Genomic DNA, 429 nt, shown 5'->3' with positions numbered 1-429 from the left:
GAGTATTCCCTGAGAACCGTGGAAGACGACCACGTTGATAGGCCGGGTGTGGAAGAGCGGCAACGCTTGAAGCTTACCGGTACTAATAGTTCGATCGGCTTGATCGTTCTCATTCCTTATGCCCATCTCGGCGCAATCCTTCGGATTGTCGCCTGATACGATGGTCTTACCAGCGCTCACGCATGAGCGGCCCTACGGGCCAAAGCTTAAGCGAGGGCGCCGGAAAACCGGCGACGCGCAGTCGCGCTTGCGGGCTTATGCCCGAAGCAACCTGCAGAAAACGTCGCCTTGGCACAGAAAACAGCTTCTCGAGCAACGTGCGCTTTGCCGACCTGGTGGTTATGGCGGAGCGGCTGCACCCGATCCCATTCCGAACTCGGCCGTGAAACGCTCCAGCGCTGATGGTACTTCGTCTCAAGACGCGGGAGA

Annotated in this window: 2 rRNA genes; both read left to right on the top strand. The window is 58.5% G+C overall.

From position 1 onward, the window contains the following. Positions 1-107: ribosomal RNA gene (locus EOC94_RS33685) — 23S ribosomal RNA — on the top strand; the annotation flags it as partial. A 224-nt stretch (positions 108-331) separates the two neighbouring features. Further along, a 5S ribosomal RNA gene (rrf, locus tag EOC94_RS33680) occupies positions 332-429 on the top strand; the annotation flags it as partial.

It is taken from the genome of Mesorhizobium sp. M6A.T.Ce.TU.016.01.1.1 (assembly GCF_003997065.1).
In the GTDB taxonomy this organism is placed as follows: domain Bacteria; phylum Pseudomonadota; class Alphaproteobacteria; order Rhizobiales; family Rhizobiaceae; genus Mesorhizobium; species Mesorhizobium mediterraneum.
Note: the sequence above shows the minus strand (reverse complement) of the source record. Positions and strands in the feature narration are given on the sequence as shown.